The organism is Celeribacter sp. (assembly GCF_048266405.1).
GTDB lineage: Bacteria > Pseudomonadota > Alphaproteobacteria > Rhodobacterales > Rhodobacteraceae > Celeribacter.
In genome coordinates this window covers 104004-118777 of record NZ_JBLWZO010000002.1, presented here as the reverse complement: position 1 = coordinate 118777, position 14774 = coordinate 104004, and the positions used below count along the sequence as shown (strand labels likewise).

16 protein-coding genes are annotated in these 14774 nt (G+C 57.6%); 4 read left to right on the top strand and 12 right to left on the bottom strand.

Annotation, left to right across the window (positions count from 1 at the left end):
• Positions 1-8: 8 nt before the first annotated feature.
• Both ACN0TS_RS05355 and ACN0TS_RS05350 read right to left on the bottom strand, forming a co-directional pair.
• A complete protein-coding gene (locus ACN0TS_RS05355) occupies positions 9-782 on the bottom strand; it encodes a DUF6478 family protein (protein WP_417258305.1) in 774 nt (257 codons plus the stop codon).
• A gap of 93 nt (positions 783-875) precedes the next feature.
• On the bottom strand, positions 876-1532 hold the full coding sequence (locus ACN0TS_RS05350) for a hypothetical protein (protein WP_417258304.1): 657 nt from the start codon (positions 1530-1532) through the stop codon (positions 876-878).
• 153 nt (positions 1533-1685) lie between these two features.
• Here ACN0TS_RS05350 and ACN0TS_RS05345 point away from each other — a divergent pair, with 153 nt between their 5' ends.
• The 3 genes from ACN0TS_RS05345 to ACN0TS_RS05335 all read left to right on the top strand — a co-directional run bounded on the left by ACN0TS_RS05345 (position 1686) and on the right by ACN0TS_RS05335 (position 4892).
• Positions 1686-2582, top strand: a complete 897-nt coding sequence (locus tag ACN0TS_RS05345) for a CPBP family intramembrane glutamic endopeptidase (RefSeq protein WP_417258303.1) — start codon at positions 1686-1688, stop codon at positions 2580-2582.
• A gap of 64 nt (positions 2583-2646) precedes the next feature.
• Positions 2647-3618 carry an acetyl-CoA carboxylase, carboxyltransferase subunit beta gene (gene accD / locus ACN0TS_RS05340; protein WP_417258302.1) on the top strand — a complete coding sequence of 324 codons (972 nt, stop codon included), beginning with the start codon at positions 2647-2649 and terminating at the stop codon, positions 3616-3618.
• Between the two features lie 35 nt (positions 3619-3653).
• Entirely contained in the window at positions 3654-4892 is a 1239-nt protein-coding gene (locus tag ACN0TS_RS05335; protein WP_417258730.1) for a bifunctional folylpolyglutamate synthase/dihydrofolate synthase, read from the top strand.
• Here the strand turns inward: ACN0TS_RS05335 and ACN0TS_RS05330 are convergent.
• Genes ACN0TS_RS05330 through ACN0TS_RS05320 form a run of 3 tightly spaced genes read right to left on the bottom strand, consistent with a single transcriptional unit; the run spans position 4889 to position 7301 of the window.
• On the bottom strand, positions 4889-5539 hold the full coding sequence (locus ACN0TS_RS05330) for an HAD family hydrolase (RefSeq protein ID WP_417258301.1): 651 nt from the start codon (positions 5537-5539) through the stop codon (positions 4889-4891). The genes ACN0TS_RS05335 and ACN0TS_RS05330 overlap by 4 nt on opposite strands.
• Complete coding sequence (gene rsmD / locus ACN0TS_RS05325; RefSeq protein ID WP_417258300.1) at positions 5536-6096, bottom strand: 16S rRNA (guanine(966)-N(2))-methyltransferase RsmD; 561 nt, start codon at positions 6094-6096, stop codon at positions 5536-5538. The genes ACN0TS_RS05330 and rsmD overlap by 4 nt, the downstream gene beginning before the upstream one ends.
• On the bottom strand, positions 6096-7301 hold the full coding sequence (locus tag ACN0TS_RS05320; RefSeq protein WP_417258299.1) for an NAD(P)/FAD-dependent oxidoreductase: 1206 nt from the start codon (positions 7299-7301) through the stop codon (positions 6096-6098). Before ACN0TS_RS05320 ends, rsmD begins: the two co-directional genes overlap by 1 nt.
• 77 nt (positions 7302-7378) lie before the next feature.
• Between ACN0TS_RS05320 and ACN0TS_RS05315 the strand changes: the two genes are divergently transcribed.
• Positions 7379-7867 (top strand): peroxiredoxin, encoded by a 489-nt coding sequence (locus ACN0TS_RS05315; protein ID WP_417258298.1) that lies wholly within the window; start codon positions 7379-7381, stop codon positions 7865-7867.
• A 55-nt stretch (positions 7868-7922) separates the two neighbouring features.
• On the opposite strand, the gene ACN0TS_RS05310 is transcribed toward ACN0TS_RS05315, so the two are convergent.
• Genes ACN0TS_RS05310 through ACN0TS_RS05280 form a run of 7 tightly spaced genes read right to left on the bottom strand, consistent with a single transcriptional unit; the run spans position 7923 to position 14615 of the window.
• Entirely contained in the window at positions 7923-8771 is an 849-nt protein-coding gene (locus tag ACN0TS_RS05310; RefSeq protein WP_417258297.1) for a mechanosensitive ion channel family protein, read from the bottom strand.
• Complete coding sequence (locus ACN0TS_RS05305) at positions 8768-9067, bottom strand: 4a-hydroxytetrahydrobiopterin dehydratase (RefSeq protein ID WP_417258296.1); 300 nt, start codon at positions 9065-9067, stop codon at positions 8768-8770. Before ACN0TS_RS05305 ends, ACN0TS_RS05310 begins: the two co-directional genes overlap by 4 nt.
• A complete protein-coding gene (locus tag ACN0TS_RS05300; RefSeq protein ID WP_417258295.1) occupies positions 9060-10241 on the bottom strand; it encodes a GNAT family N-acetyltransferase in 1182 nt (393 codons plus the stop codon). Before ACN0TS_RS05300 ends, ACN0TS_RS05305 begins: the two co-directional genes overlap by 8 nt.
• A 52-nt stretch (positions 10242-10293) precedes the next feature.
• On the bottom strand, positions 10294-11058 hold the full coding sequence (locus tag ACN0TS_RS05295; RefSeq protein ID WP_417258294.1) for a glycerophosphodiester phosphodiesterase family protein: 765 nt from the start codon (positions 11056-11058) through the stop codon (positions 10294-10296).
• Between the two features lie 3 nt (positions 11059-11061).
• Complete coding sequence (locus ACN0TS_RS05290) at positions 11062-11520, bottom strand: RidA family protein (protein WP_417258293.1); 459 nt, start codon at positions 11518-11520, stop codon at positions 11062-11064.
• Positions 11521-11532: 12 nt separating this feature from the next.
• Positions 11533-12876: an HlyD family type I secretion periplasmic adaptor subunit gene (locus ACN0TS_RS05285; protein WP_417258292.1), complete on the bottom strand. Its 1344-nt coding sequence runs from the start codon at positions 12874-12876 to the stop codon at positions 11533-11535.
• Positions 12873-14615, bottom strand: a complete 1743-nt coding sequence (locus ACN0TS_RS05280; RefSeq protein ID WP_417258291.1) for a type I secretion system permease/ATPase — start codon at positions 14613-14615, stop codon at positions 12873-12875. Before ACN0TS_RS05280 ends, ACN0TS_RS05285 begins: the two co-directional genes overlap by 4 nt.
• Positions 14616-14774: the final 159 nt, after the last annotated feature.

The window sequence follows — 14774 nt, the reverse complement described above, 5'->3', positions numbered from 1 at the left end:
AACTGTCCTCACATCTGCGCGCGGGGGCGACGTGACAGGGTCACATCGCGCAGCACGATCTGGTTCATTTGAGGGCCCTCGAAAATGAGGTCGACCCAGAGTTTTTCCACGCGTTTTTCATCGAGATTGGTATAGGCAAGATCAAATTCGACAAAGACCTCATCGCTGCTCAACGGCAGTTCGCGCACCATCTCATCGTTGTTGGGGCCGTGTTTCACATTCAGGCGTGCAAAAATCTCGATAGGGCTTTCAGCGTCCACAGAGCAATCAAGACGAATGATATGGCGCTTCCCAAGTCCGTCACAAACGTCGTTTGGCAGGTCAATCGATAGCGAGAGAAACGAGCCGTCAAATCGAAAGACATCAAGCCCGAGGCCAAAAGGCGCGAGATCCGTTTGTGAGACGTTGCGCAACTGGCGGTAGGTGAGCTCAGAGACGCGGCAATCGTGGAAAATCATTGCTTCGCTGCCGATGGGGGTCTTGGTCTGGACGGAGGCCTGGCCGCGCGGTTGAATTGGTCCGCGCCAGATTTCGGGGCGATAGGACCAGTCGGTATAGAGCGGCAATTGCATCGCATTGGACCCGATCAGGGGCAGGGCCAGACGTCCATCCGCTGTAAAGAGAAAGTCATCGAGTTTGGAGCGTAATTTTCGGGCCTGGTGGCGGAGGTCTCGCAAGTTTTCGAGATCGAGCGAGGACGCATCTTTGCCGCGCCGCGCCCATCGGGCGAGCGTTATACGATTGATTCGTCGTTCCAAAAGACGTCTCACGCGACCGGGCATTGAACCAAACTTACCTTTCACTTTCCTTTTGAGACACTAGGGCCGCAAAAGGTTTCAATTCTACAAACTTAGGCATTCTAGCTAACTTGTTTCTCATTCCGAAACAATAACCTCTCGCTGGTCAAGGTTCGCTTCGGCCATGTCTTGGGTGAAAGAGGTAATCTGTTTTTTGATCTGTGCCGTTGTGAGCGGATAGGCGGTGAACGGTGTGACGGTGAGGGTCACGATCCTGCCCTTTATCATCGTAATCGTGCGCCAGTATTCGGGCGAAAGATTGCCGATCGGGTTGGGGGAACGGTCAAGCGCGTGAAGGTAATACGCGTCTGCTTGTGCAAAGCTATCAAGCACTGTGACCTTGCTGGCATCACCAGATCGGGCAAGTGCCGCTCGCCCCGTGTCCGTGGCAAAGAATTCCGCCAAGATCTTTGGATCGACAGCCGCATCGCCTGACACAGGTGCGGAAATCGACGCCGTCAGAACTGCAATCGCTGGATCATCGGGCGATATCCTGCGTCCTTTGAGGGCTTTGCAGTTCGCCATGAGCGCAAATCCAGAATCAGACGTGTCGCGCAGGGATTTGGTGTCAACGCAGTAGCCTTTCGGGGGCCGTAGCGTGATGCCAGATTGTGACAGCGTGACTGAGGAGGTGCCCGCCGCGCCCGCGAGATCCGGTAAAGAGGGCAAGGCAATCTGGCAGCCACACAACATCGCGACGCAAAGCGTCAAATATATGCGTGAACCCAAGACCATCGTGTTGCTCTCCTTGTTGCCGATACCGTTACCCACCAACGATATGGCGCACCATGTGGGATACAGAGCGGCGGGTGTGCGTGCAAGGAGAACTCCCTTTGATGCGGGCGATGGGCCTGCTACAACGCCCGCAAGCGAACAGGAGACGCAGACGTGAAACATGACGCCTATCAAAGCATGATCTTCTCCGCGCAAAAACGCCCTGAATTCTGGCGCATATTCGTGATTATTGCGATGGGATTGGTCGTGGGGCTTTTCGCGACGCCGCTGTTCTTTCTCACCCTTGGGGCTGCCGATCCCGCGCTTCATGCGATCAGTGTTGATGCCTTCGGGGTGCCGCGTGTCGGCGTGACACCTGGCGGGTTGTTCGTGGTGCTTGCGGGATTTGCGATCTTGATCGTGGCAACTGTGATTTTGGCCGAACGTCTCACGGCACGAAGTCTGCGTGACATTACGGGGCCGAGTGCGCTTATGCGCCGTGACTTTTGGCTGACGCTCAAATGGATGTCGGGGCTATTGGTGGTGATGTTGATATTGCCGTGGGGCGGCGATCCCGAACAAATCAGGGCGCAATACGCGTTTGGGCAATGGCTGTTCTGGGTGCCCTTCGCACTTGTCGGATTGATGGTTCAAGTCCTCGCCGAAGAATTGTTCTTTCGCGGCTATCTTCAGACGCAGATAACTGGCGCGACGAAATCCTATGCCTTTGGCCTGTTGGGCTCGGCGGTCCTGTTCGGGGTTGGCCATGTCAGCCCTGTGGCTGAGGGCGTGGCAGGGTATTTTCCCGTTCTCTGGGCCATTTGCTTTGGCGTGATCGCAGGGGATCTGACGGCGCGTTCAGGCACCATTGGACCTGCGGTTGCCCTGCATCTGGTCAACAACTTCGCCGCTATGATGTTTGCCCCGCACGAGGACGTATTTTCGGGCTTTGGACTTTGGGTCAGTTCCGCCGATCTCGAAGATCTTTATTCCGATCCGATGATTATCCTTTCCGAATTTGGGTTCCTTGTGGTGACATGGCTCGCCGCACGCGTGGCGATTAGGCGTTGATTGCAATTCGTTCCCTTAGGTCTTATCTGAGGGTGCAACTAAAACTTTGCTCAAAGGCACTGGCATGAACTGGATTTCCAACTACGTCCGTCCCAAAATCGATTCGCTTTTTTCCAAACGCGATACGCCGGATAACCTTTGGACCAAGTGCCCTGAATGCGGCACGATGCTTTTCCACCGTGAATTGGCCGAAAACCTCAACGTTTGCACCAATTGCGACCATCACATGATGATCTCGCCACGTGACCGTTTCAAAGCGCTGTTTGACGGTGGCGTGTTTGTCGAGGTGGATGTGCCGGCCCCGATTGAAGATCCTTTGAAATTCCGCGATCAGAAAAAATATCCTGACCGCATGAAAGCTGCCCAGAAAAAGACGGGCGAAAAGGAAGCGATGCTTGTGGCTGAAGGCGAGATTTCGCGCACGCCCATCGTCGCCGCAGCGCAGGATTTTTCGTTCATCGGTGGTTCCATGTCGATGTATGTCGGCAACGCCTTTGTCGCAGGTGTCGAACGCGCTATCGAGTTGAAGCGTCCCTTTGTGATGTTCTCGGCCGCCGGTGGCGCACGGATGCAGGAGGGGATTTTGTCCCTGATGCAGATGCCGCGCACGACCGTTGCGTTGCAAATGCTCAAGGAAGCGGGCCTGCCCTATATCGTCGTTTTGACCCACCCGACTACGGGCGGCGTGACGGCATCCTACGCGATGTTGGGCGACGTGCAGATTGCCGAGCCCAATGCGTTGATCTGCTTTGCCGGCCCTCGTGTCATTGAACAAACGATCCGTGAAAAACTGCCCGAAGGGTTCCAACGCGCAGAATACCTGCTTGATCACGGGATGCTTGACCGCGTGACCCACCGCACGAAGCTCAAAGACGAGTTGGTGACAATTTTGCGAATGCTTGGAAATATGAGCCCTGCCGTGGTGGCGGACCTGCCTGCACCAGATGCGTCTGATAAGGCTGCTGCGCCGAAAGCCAATGCATCTAAGGCCAAAGAGAAGGTCACAGAAAAAGCCAAAGACGAGGCGAAGAAGTGAGCGAGGCTCGCTCGGACGTCATCCTTGAACGGTTGATGTCGCTGCACCCGAAGGTGATAGATCTCGTGTTGGATCGTGTCTGGACGCTTTTGGCCGCTCTTGACCATCCCGAACGCAAATTGCCCCCCGTGATCCATATCGCGGGGACCAACGGCAAAGGCTCGACACAGGCGATGATCCGCGCAGGATTAGAAGCCGTGGGCAAATCCGTTCACGCCTATACCTCGCCACATCTCGCCCGTTTTCACGAACGTATCCGCGTCGCAGGCGACCTGATTTCCGAGGCAGAGCTACAAGCGGTTTTGCAAGAATGCGAGGCCGCCAATGATGGCGCGCCGATCACCTATTTCGAGATCACAACCGTGGCTGCGCTCTTGGCGTTTTCCCGTACTCCCGCCGATTACACCTTGCTTGAGGTCGGACTCGGTGGGCGGCTTGATGCGACCAATGTGGTCGAGCGTCCTGCGCTGTCGATCATTACACCGATTTCTATCGACCACACGCAATTCTTGGGCGATACGCTCACCGCGATTGCGGGCGAAAAGGCGGGTATCATCAAGCGCGGCGTTCCCGTGGTGGTCGGTCCGCAGCCCGATGAGGCGATGGAGGTGATCGAGGATCGCGCCATGCGTCTCGGTGCGCCGCTCTTGGCTTACGGTCAGCAATGGCACGTTTGGGAAGAGCGCGGGCGGTTGATCTTTCAGGACGAACAGGGCTTGCGCGATTTGCCCCTGCCCAACCTGATTGGTGCGCATCAGCTTCAGAACGCAGGTGCGGCGCTTGCAGCCCTGCGCCATTTGGAGATGGGCGATACGGCTTATGAGGCGGCGGTGACGGCGGCCGAGTGGCCCGCACGGATGCAACGTCTGCGCAAAGGTCCGTTGGCGAAGGTGGCCCCCGAGGCGGAGCTTTGGCTCGACGGAGGGCATAATCCCGCCGCAGGGATTGCTCTTGCGGCGGCACTGGATGGTCTGCCAAATCGGCCAACCTATATGGTTTGCGGCATGCTCAACACCAAAGACATTGCGGGCTATTTGCGTCCTCTCGCAGCCCATGCCGAGGCGCTCTATGCGGTGTCGATTGCGGGTGAGGCCAACACGCTGCCCGCTGCCGAGACGGCTGCGCAGGCGCGGGCGGTGGGACTTGTTGCACAAGAGATGACCAGCGTTGCGGAGGCGGTCACACAGATCACCGCCAAAGACTCCGACGCGCGCATTCTGATTTGCGGGTCGCTCTATCTGGCTGGCAATGTCCTACGTGATGGAAACGCCTAAAGCCCGATCCGTGCGCAAAGGTCTCGCATCGACGCGAGATGTTCGGCTCCTTCGGCAACAAGCCGTGCGCCGTCGCCCTCCGTATCAAACCCGAAACAGCGGATCCCCGCGCGCCGCGCCGAGATACAACCTGACGGGCTGTCATCAATCATCACGCAGTCTTCGGGCGCTACGCCCTCTGCACGAGCCGCGATCAGGAGCAATTCGGGGTCGGGTTTGGCGGTGCCGTGAGTGTGGGCCGAATGCAAACGCCCTTTGAGGCGGGCATACAGATCAGGATGCGCCCCGAGCGTGATTTCCATTTTCTCATCGGGGCCGTTGGAGGCAACGCGGTAGGCAATTCCAGCGGCGTCCAAGGCGTCGAACACCTCGACAACGCCCTCGATCAGATCAACGCCCTTGCGCAGGCGCTCAAACATTTTGACGTAGAACTGTTCGACCCAATCGGTTGGCAAATTCGCTCCGTTCTCACGCGCTTTCTTGGCAACATTGGCCATCAGAAGCCCCGTATAATCGCGCTCGATATCGTCCATCGTGAGGTCCAGACCATGTGCAGCAAGGTCGTCGCGCAATAGGGTCAATGTTGGCGGTTCGCTGTCCACAAGAACACCGTCACAGTCGAAGATCACAAGTTTTGGCGGGGTCATAGCGGCTCCAGAAATGAGATGGTTGTGTCGCCGTAACGACGATTGTCGATCAGGCGAAGGGTGGCGGGCGGCACAATCGCAGCACTTTCCTCCCAAACGACTAGGGCGTCTTCAGCGATCCAACCGCCCGCAATGGCGGCTTCAATCGCGGTCTCGCCCATGGATTTCGCATAGGGCGGATCGAGAAAGATCAGGTCGTAGGGTGCGGCGGGATTGGCGGGCAGGCGCGTGGCGTCAGTGCGCATTATCGTTGTCGTGTCATGGGTTTTGCACAGTTTGATGTTCTGACTGACGAGGCTTTGTGCTTTGCGCCCGTTCTCCACAAAGGTCACATGCTGTGCGCCGCGCGACAGGGCTTCTAGCCCGAGCGCTCCCGTGCCCGCGAACAGGTCCAACACCCGCGCGCCGGTGATCGGATCGCCATACCGTCCGCCCATCAAGACGTTGAACAGGCTTTCACGCACACGGTCGGTGGTGGGGCGCAGGTGCGCGGCAGGGTCGCCCTTCCCTACGGAGGCAAGCGCAAGTCCGCGAAATTGTCCTGCGATAATACGCATCAGGCCCGCATCAGCTCTTTGAGGTCGGTCGCAGGATCGGCAACCTTTGCAGGGTCGGCGTTTTTGCCGCCCTCGATCAGCCGCTTGGCGACCATATAGCCGCGCGGATCGTTCATTGAGTCCACAGCAATCAGCTGCCCCTGGCGGTAGTACCAATGCGAGCGAGCGCCGTTCGTATCGCGCACCAAGACTTGGTCATGGCCCGTTGAGAGGCCCGCAATCTGAAGTTTGACATCGTATTGATCAGACCAGAACCACGGCTTTGGTGTGTAAATCGCGTCTTTGCCAAGCATGTTTTGCGCGACAACTTCGCCTTGGTCGATGGCGTTTCCGACGCTTTCAAGGCGCATCTGTTTGCCCGCATGGGGGAAAGAGGCACAATCGCCTGCGGCGTAGATTGAGGGATCGGAGGTGCGTCCGTAGGCGTCCGTGGCGATCCCGTTATCAAGGGCGAGCCCTGCGGCCTCGGCCAGACGGGTGTCGGGGGCGATGCCTACGCCGACAATGACGAAATCAACGTCGAGCGTTGACCCATCGGAGAGGGTTGCCCCCGTAACGCGGTCCTCGCCCGTCAGCGCCTTTAGCCCGACGCCTTCGCGAAGATCAACGCCGTGCGCGGTGTGCAGCGCACGAAAATAATCAGAGGTCTCGGTGGAGGCCACCCGTTGCAAAATGCGGTCCGCCATTTCGACGAGCGTGACTTTGAGCCCTTTCTTTGCGGCAACGGCGGCGGCTTCCAATCCGATGTAGCCACCGCCCACGATCAGGACCGAGGCGCCTTGTTTGAACTCCGGCTCAATCGCGTCGGCATCGGCAAGCGTGCGCATGGTGTAAACGCCGTCCAAATCGCCACCGATGGCGGCGGGCAAGCGGTGCGGCCGCGACCCTGTTGTCAGGGCAAGTGCGTCATAGGGCAATGTCTCGTCACCCAGAGAGACGGTCTTGGCTTCTGGATCAATTGCTGTGACAGCGCGTCCCGTGATGAGCGTGATGTTCTCATCAGCGTAATAGTCCATCGGGCGCAAGTAGAGACGATCCAAATCCATCTCCCCCAAAAGATATGCTTTTGACAGGGGGGGGCGTTGATAGGGCGGCGCGGTCTCGTCCCCGATCAGGGTGATCCCGCCTTCGAACCCTTCAGCGCGAAGTTTTGTGACGATGGACTGTCCGGCTTGTCCGGCCCCGACGACAATAAATTGACTCATGGCATTTCCCTCTGGTCGCACGGCAGGTTGAACCTATATCCTCGAGGGAAGGAAACACAACGCGAAGGATGCATTAAATGACGATTTCTGTAGGGGACACACTCCCGAGTGGTACGGCACTTATTCTTGGGGCCGAAGGTCCAGAGTCCGTTGACCTCGACGCAAAATTCAAAGGCCGTAAGGTCGTTTTGTTCGGCTTGCCCGGCGCTTATACAGGCGTATGTTCGACTGCCCATGTGCCAAGCTTTGTGCGCACCAAAGGCCAGTTCGACAGCAAAGGCGTTGATGAGGTGATCTGTATTTCCGTCAATGACCCATTTGTGATGGACGCATGGTCCAAAGATACCGAAGCGGCAGGTGTCGGCATTACAATGCTTGGCGATGCCGATGGCTCTTTCATCAAGGCAATGGGCCTCGATTTCAATGCGCCTGCTGTGGGCCTGATCAATCGCTCCAAACGCTTTGCGCTTTATGCTGAGGATGGCGTGGTCAAAGTGCTGCACGTTGAAGAAAATGCAGGAGAATGCGCGATCTCTGGCGGCGAAGCGCTCTTGGCCGAGATTTAAAGTCAGACGTAAGAAATCAGAACGCCCGCATACATACGATGCGGGCGTTCTGCGTTCAGGCTTCTGAATTGATGAGGGTTTGGGTCGGGAATGGAATATCGACCCCCGCGGCATCCAATGCCTCTTTGACGGCGCGTTTCATATCGGCCTGATAGGCGAAATACTCCGACGAAGGCACCCAGACACGTACAAGGAAATCGACAGAGAAATCACCCAGATTGTTGACCTGAATGAAGGGCGCGGGATCGGTGAGCGAGCGCGGATCGGCCATGATCGTTGTGCGAATAGCCTCCTCGGCGGCCTTGAGGTCAGCCCCGTAGCTGACACCAAAAACCCATTCGGCGCGCCGCGTTTGGTTGGTCGAGTAGTTGGTGATGATATTGCCCCAGACCTGCGAGTTTGGGACGATCACCTGAATGTTCGACACATTGGCAAGCTCGGTGAAATTGAGCGAGATGTCTTTGACCGTCCCCGAAATGCCCGCGACCTCTACGAAATCGCCAATCTTGAACGGGCGGAACAGGATAATCATCACGCCTGCTGCCACATTCGACAATGTGCCTTGCAGCGCGAGACCGATCGCCAGACCCGCCGCACCGATCACCGCGACGATAGAGGTCGTCTGGATGCCAAAGGTGTTCAGCACAATCAGGAGGGTGAAGCCGAGGATCACATAGCGGATGATATTGCCCAAAAAATTGAACAGCGTATCGTCGAGTGCCTCATGGCGATGACCGATGTTGCGAATGCGGCGTCCCGCCCATCCCGCCAGAAACATCCCGACGAATACAATAAGCAGCGCCCCGATTATGGAGCCCGCAACGCCGACGATAAATTCGAGGGACAGGTAATCCCCGACCGTCTTGCCGTTATAAATATCGTAGTTCAGAAGTTGTTCGATCATACCTGTGCGGCCTTATCCATGTCTTGCGCCAATGCGATGTCTTTGTGCGTCAGCCTCTTGGCGTCGTGAGTTGTCAGGGTGACGGTGACGGTTTTGTAAACGTTGGTCCATTCGGGATGGTGGTTCGCATCCTCCGCGATCCGTGCCACACGCGTCATCCAGTCAAACGCAGCCACGAAGTCGGCAAAGACAAAGGTCTTTGATATGGCGCGGCCCTCACGGTCGTAGTCCCATCCCGTTTGTTGTAGCGGAGCGATGAGTGTCTTTCTTTCGTCATCGGATAGAAGGTCAGTCATGATCGTCATCCTTTTGTGATTTCTTGAACGGGCCATAGGCGGTCAACACCTCGACCTCATGGTCAACGGCGGCGCGTTCTGCGTCCAGGTACTCGGCCACCGCGCGGCGAAACCCTGCATCGGCAATCCAGTGGAGCGACTGCGTTGGTGTCGGTAGATAGCCGCGGGCCAGTTTGTGTTCGCCCTGCGCACCCGCCTCGACCCGTGCAAGCCCGTTTTCAATCGCGTGGTCGATGGCTTGGTAATAGCACAGTTCAAAGTGCAGGCAGGGGTGATGCTCGGTGCAGCCCCAATAGCGGCCGAATAGCGTGTCTTGCCCGACGAAATTGAGCGCGCCCGCGACGGGTTTACCGTCGCGCAGGGCAAGCACCAAAAGAACATCGTTGCGCATCGTGTCATGGACATAATCAAAGAACGCGCGGGTGAGGTACGGGGTTCCCCACTTTCTGCTGCCTGTGTCCTGATAGAACGCCCAGAAGGCGTCCCAGTGTTCGGGTTGAATGGCGTCGCCCGTGAGGCGGACGATCTCGCCGCCGAACCCTTGCGCGGTCGCGCGTTCCTTGCGGATGTTCTTGCGCTTGCGTGAGGACAGGTCTGACAGGAAGGCGTCAAAGGATGCGTAGTCGCGGTTGATCCAGTGAAACTGTTGGCCGACACGCGACAGCAGCCCCATCTGTTCGCCCGCTTGTGTCTCGGTGTCGGTGCAAAAGGTGACATGCACCGACGACAAACCGTTTTGCGCCGCGACAGATACCGCTCCCTCGATCAAGGCAGCTTGGCCAATTTCCTCGAACCCGTCGCGCACCAACAATCGTCGCCCTGTGACGGGAGTAAAGGGCACCGCGATTTGCAGCTTCGGGTAGTAGTCCCCGCCTGCGTTCTCATAGGCTTCGGCCCATGCGAAATCGAACACGTATTCGCCTTGGCTGTGGCCTTTGAGATAGCTTGGTGCGACGGCAATCAGTTCGCCGTTTTGGCGCGCGCCGATGTAACGTGGCACCCATCCCGTGCGCCCGCCCACCGATCCGCTGTCTTCTAACGCCTTCAGAAACCGATGCGTGGTGAAGGGATCTGGGGCGCGTCCGGTCGTTGGCGCACCCGCACAGGCATCCCAATCTGCGACATCAAACGCGTCAATTGACGGGCTGAGAAATATTTCGATGTCGTCAGACACGCGCACCTGCTCCTGTTTTGTCTCTATTAGCTGGGTCAGGGGAGCTGTGAGGTCAAGCGGGAATATAGCGCTCAAAGGTGATGTTGTCCGCGACCTTGCGGGCCTTGGCTTCTTTCTCGGCGGAGGTCACGGTCCAACACAGGATAGGGACACCGCGTTTCTTGAGGGCTTGCACGGGTTGATCGGTCAAGGCGCCTGCGCGGTGCGAGATGAAACACGCGCCTGTACGTTCGAAATCGGGAATGCTGCGCAGGTGCGCCCGTGTGGCCTCGGTCAGCAGTTTCCAATCTTTCGCGCGGTAATCGCATGTGGTCAATCCGCGTGGAACGTCGGGGGTCAGTTCCGCCATCTGCACTACGGTATTCGGGTTGAATGACATCACGGCAACATCGCCTGTGTAGCCCGCAAGAGCCTGCGCCACGGTGCGTTCAAGCGGGCCGACATTCGGCCCCATCATCCCGTCTTGATCCTTGATCTCGATGAGCAGAGGCGCACGCCCTGCCACATGTGATAAGACCTCAGGCAATGTCGGGATGCCCGTTTCGCCCGTGACATATGTCAGCTCCGACAGCTCTTTGGCGGTGCGCTGCGCGATGGGGCCTTGGGTTGTTGTCAGGCGTCCAAGGTCATAGTCGTGAAAGACCATAGCATGGCCATCGCGGCTTGGTTGTACGTCGATCTCAATCCCGAATCCACCGTCAATCGCGGCATCAATCGCGGCCATACCGTTCTCGACGCGCTCGACATTTGAGTCATGCAGCGCGCGATGGGCGATAGGACGCGCCAGAAAAGAGTGTGGCAGTTTGCAGGGGCGCATGGATCAGGCCAATTCGAAAATGGCTTCAATCTCGACCGCGACACCAAGGGGCAAAGACGCAGCAGAGACAGCAGAGCGTGCATGACGCCCTGCATCACCTAGAACCGCAACCATGAGGTCGGATGCACCGTTGATGACTTTGGGTTGATCGGTGAAATCAGGCGTCGAATTGACGAAGCCGACAAGTTTCACCAAGCGCGCCACTTTGGACAGATCGCCCGTTGCGGCCTTGGCCTGAGCGAGCAACGCCAAGGCACAAGTCTCGGCGGCTTTGGCTCCCTCTTCAGTTGTGAGATCCGCGCCGAGCTTGCCGCAAATGAGGCCATCTGGACCGTTGGAAATCTGGCCCGACACGAACAGGTGTTTACCCGTCACAACAAAAGGCACGTAGTTTGCTGCGGGGGCAGGGGCGTCGGGGAGTGTGTGGCCCAAGGCACTGATGCGGGCTTCGATGTTAGACATATTGTGGTTCCTTTACTTCTCGCGGAATGCGCGGTTGAAGTAATCTGTGAGGGGTTTTGTCAAATATGCAAGGGCAGTTCGCTCCCCTGTCGAAATAAAGGTTTCGACGGGCATCCCCGGGAGCAATTCGGTCCCTTCGGGCAGGCGCGATCGTTGCTCCTCGGACAGGGATATTTCCGCCATGTAAAACGGGGTTCCCGTCAATTCGTCGACAAAGGCATCCGCAGAAATGCGCCGCAACTCGCCGAGCAATTCAGGCGTGCGGCGTTGATCGAATGTTGTGAAGCGAAGCCGCACGGTTTGTCCCGGATAGACCTGATCCACATGCGTGGGATTGATGCGTGCGGCAATCACCAAGGGGCGGTCGCGCGGAATGATGTAGAGCAGCGGCTCCGCGGGGGAGATCACCGCGCCCGTTCCGAAAACAGAAAGACCATAGACGATTCCGTCCATCGGCGCTGTGATGGCCAAACGGTCTTTGCGGGCGGAGAGGGCGGCCACTTGCTCGCGTAGCTGCGCGATCCTGTTTTGAACTTCACGTAATTCACTGATGGCAGCTTCGCGTCTGTCCGATCCGAGTTTGAGAATGGCGAGTTCGATTTCGGTGATCTGGGCGTGGGCTTGGGCTTTGGTGGCCTCAATTCGGCCAAGCTCCCCGGACAGTCCGATTACTTCTTTGCGTAGCGCCGTTACGCGGCTTTGTTGTGTCAGGCCGCGTTCGCGTAGGGAGGCTTGATCAACCAGATCCGCTTCGGCAAGCACACGCTGTTCTCGCAACGCATCGCTCTGTGCGTCGAGGCCGTCGATTTGCGCTGCAATCTGTGCCTTTCGTTTTTCCAGTTGCTCGATCTCTTTGGTGCGCGTGAGGTGACGGGCAGAGAACAGGTCTAACTGCCCCGCGATTTGGAGCTGCACTTCTGCGTCGTCCTTGGCGCGGTCCAGAAGCTCTTGCGGGAAGGACACTTCGGGCGCTTGGTCCCGCTCAGCTTCAAGGCGGGCTGAACGGGCCATCATGCCGTAAAGCTGGCCCTGAGCAATGCGCAGATCATTGTCCAATTCATTGGCGGAGAGCGTCAACAGCGTATCGCCCGCTTTCACCTCGTCCCCTTCGCGCACGAGAACATTCGCGACAACGCCGCCATCGCGGTGGGCGACTTCCTGGCGGTTCTGGTCGACTTGCAACTGACCCGAGGCCACAACCGCCCCGTCGATGCGGGCAAAGGTTGCCCATCCGCCAAATCCGATTACCAGTATGGCGACGAGTACAAAACCAATGCTCAAAAGGCGACCTGCCGCCCATTCGTCCTTGTCGGTCGTTGTGGGCGTATCTGATTGGTTTTTGCTTGGAGACGTCATTGCACACCTCCCGGTCCGCCGCGTTGAATGTTGGCACTATTTTGAACGGTCTCTTTGAGAACCGCGTCTTTGGGGCCAAAGGCACGACGGGCTCCTGACGCTAGCACCAGTAGCTTTTCGCACTCTTCGATGGCGGAGGGGCGGTGCGCCATGATGAGAATCGCGCCGCCTTCCGCCTTATGGGCGCGGATTGCTTTGTTGAGCGCCACGGAGCCTTCGTTGTCGAGGTTCGAGTTTGGCTCGTCGAGAATGACAAGAACTGGATTTCCAAAAAACGCCCGCGCAAGGCCGATCCGTTGCAACTGACCACCAGATAGCAGACCACCAGAGGAGGACACCTGCGTGTCATAGCCGTCGGGGAGCGCCAAAATCATGTCATGCGCCGCCGCTTTCTTGGCCGCCGTAACAACCGCCTCGTGATCGGGTCTCATGGCCAATTTGGCGATATTTTCCGCAATCGTACCGTCAAATAATTCAACCGATTGTGGCAAATAGCCGATGTAGTCGCCGCGCTTCTCGGCAGAGTAGTGGTCGAGCTTGGCCCCGTCGAGACGGATGGTCCCACCGTTTGCTGGCCAAACCCCTGTTATGGCGCGGGCCAGAGTAGATTTTCCCGCACCAGACGGGCCGATGATGCCCACCGCTTCGCCGGGTCTGACATCAAATGAGACAAGCCGCAGAGAGGCCTGTGCCTGTCCTGGCGGGATGACTGTCAGATTGTTGACGTCAAGCACAGCTTTGGGGCGCGGCAATTCCATGCGGTCGGGTTGAATGGGGTGCTCTCCGAGCAGTTCCGCAAGGTTCTCACGCCCGCGGATGGCGGATTGCAGGACGGCCCATTGTCCGATCAACGTATCTATGGGCTGTAAGGCGCGACCAAGCAAAATAGAGCCTGCTATCATCGCACCGGGGGTCAGTTCCCGCTCCAACACGAGCCACGCGCCGAGCGCAAGCATTGCGGATTGCAAGAACAGGCGCATGGCTCTGGACGCTGCCGAAAAACTCAGGGTTGTGTCGGAACTGTCTACTGCGCTTTTCAGGGCGGTGTGACGGGCTGCGAGCCACCGACGAAAGGCAGCGCGTTGCATCCCGAGAGATTTCAGCGCTTCGGAGGAGGACGACATGCGCGCGGCCATTTGAACGGCGTTGATCTCTGCGCGCTGCGATGCCGATTGAGGGTCTTTGGCCGCATTGCGGTGCCACAGGGCAACAAGGATGATCACCGTTCCGCCTCCAACGGCCAGTAGACCCAGATAGGGATGGAACAGAGCGATCCCGAAAAGAAACAACGGTGTGAAGGGCAGGTCGAACATGGCCGCCTGAACAGGTGAGGATATGAAGCGGCGAATGGCGGTTAGGTCATCCATCGGGGAGGTGCGATGCTTGGCGCGAGGATCGGCTGCGGCCCGATCCATTGTCGCGTTGAACACACGGTCCTCAAGGGCGGATTGGAATCGCGCGCCGATTCGGGACAGGACGCGCCCACGGACGCTGTCCAGAAGGCCCATAAGAAGATACAAGAATGCAACAATGGCAAAAAGAGCGACAAGTGTCGCCTCTGACCCCGATCCTAGTACGCGATCATAGACCTGTAGCATGAACAGCGGCCCTGTCATCATCAACGCATTGATGATGATGGAAAAAACGGCAGTTCCCCAATATAGCCCACGGGATTGTGCTCGCACTCTGCCAAGCTCTTCTTTGCCTTGGCGGATTTGGTCTTTTGACGTTGTTTTCATGTACTAATTTAAAGCCCAAACTCAGATTTCGCCGCGCTATACTTGGTGCGCTGCTATGTTCACTTAAATAGTTGTAGATTCTTGGTCACAGGACCTTACGACATAGAGTGTAAATATTGGCCTTATGAGTGTAGAGTCTTAGGTTCACCATCTGGGCCG